This window comes from Nakamurella sp. UYEF19 (genome assembly GCF_040546275.1).
Classification (GTDB): Bacteria; Actinomycetota; Actinomycetes; order Mycobacteriales; family Nakamurellaceae; genus Nakamurella.
This window is the reverse complement of sequence record NZ_JBEPNO010000071.1, coordinates 1-1,083: the sequence shown is the minus strand read 5'-3', so window position 1 is coordinate 1,083 and position 1,083 is coordinate 1. Positions and strand designations below refer to the sequence as shown.

The following is a 1,083-nucleotide window of genomic DNA, read 5'->3' as shown; positions in this document are numbered from 1 at the left end:
GCCAGGATCTGGTCCGTGGTGGCCGTCCAGGTGAACTTTATCCCTTTGCTGTTGTGGGCAGCCAGATACTCTTCGATCTTTTCGATTAGGTCCGGCACCGACCGGAAGACCCCGCGGCGCAGCGCCTTGTCGGTGAGCTCCCGAAACCACCGCTCCACCAGGTTCAGCCACGACGAGGAGGTGGGAATGAAATGCAGATGAAACCGGGGATGCTTGAGAAGCCACGCCTTCACGTTGGCGTGCTTGTGGGTGGCGTAGTTGTCCAGGATCAGATGCACCGCAAGCCCTTTCGGAACTTGCGCGTCGATGGTCTTGAGGAACTTGAGGAACTCCACGTGCCGGTGCTGATCCATGCACGACCCGATGACCTTCCCGGTCAGCACATCCAATGCCGCGAACAAAGTGGTCGTCCCGTGCCGCTTGTAGTCGTGGGTCATCGTCTCCGCCCGGCCCGGGATCATCGGCAACGAGGGTTGGGTCCGGTCCAACGCCTGCACCGAGGACTTCTCATCCATGCACAGCACCACAGCACGCTCGGGAGGGTCCAGGTACAACCCGACGACGTCGATCAACTTCTCCTCAAAGTGCGGGTCGTTGGACAGTTTGAACGTGCGCACCAGATGCGGCTTCAAACCCCGCGCCGACCACACCCGCTGCACGGTGTCCTTGGACACCCCGACCTTGGCTGCCATCGTGCGACACGACCAGTGGGTCTCCCCATCCGGCTTGGAATTCATTGTCAGATCCAAGATCTCATCGATCACCGACTGCGGGATCGTTGACTTCACCCCCCGCCCCGGCCGCACCTTCCCGAACTTGGCCAGCCCTTCCTCGGCGAACCGCAACCGCCACGCCGTCACCGTCCCAGGCCCCACCCCGATCTTCTGCGCGATCCGGGTCGTCGCCATACCCTCGCCGGCCAACAGCAGCGCCCTCGCCCGGAGCACATCGCGGTGCGCGGCCGTCTGCGACCGGGACAACACCTCCAGCATCTGACGCTGACCGTCGGACATCTCCAAAGCGGGAGTGGGTGCTCGCATAACTCAGTCTACCAAGCAATCACTTGTTATTTTGGAGACACAC

1 protein-coding gene is annotated in these 1,083 nt (G+C 62.0%); it reads right to left on the bottom strand.

Annotation, left to right across the window (positions count from 1 at the left end; genetic code table 11):
* Positions 1-1,040: IS630 family transposase (locus ABIB25_RS29150; RefSeq protein ID WP_354532011.1), on the bottom strand; the 1,040-nt coding region annotated here is incomplete at its 3' end.
* Positions 1,041-1,083 lie beyond the last annotated feature (43 nt).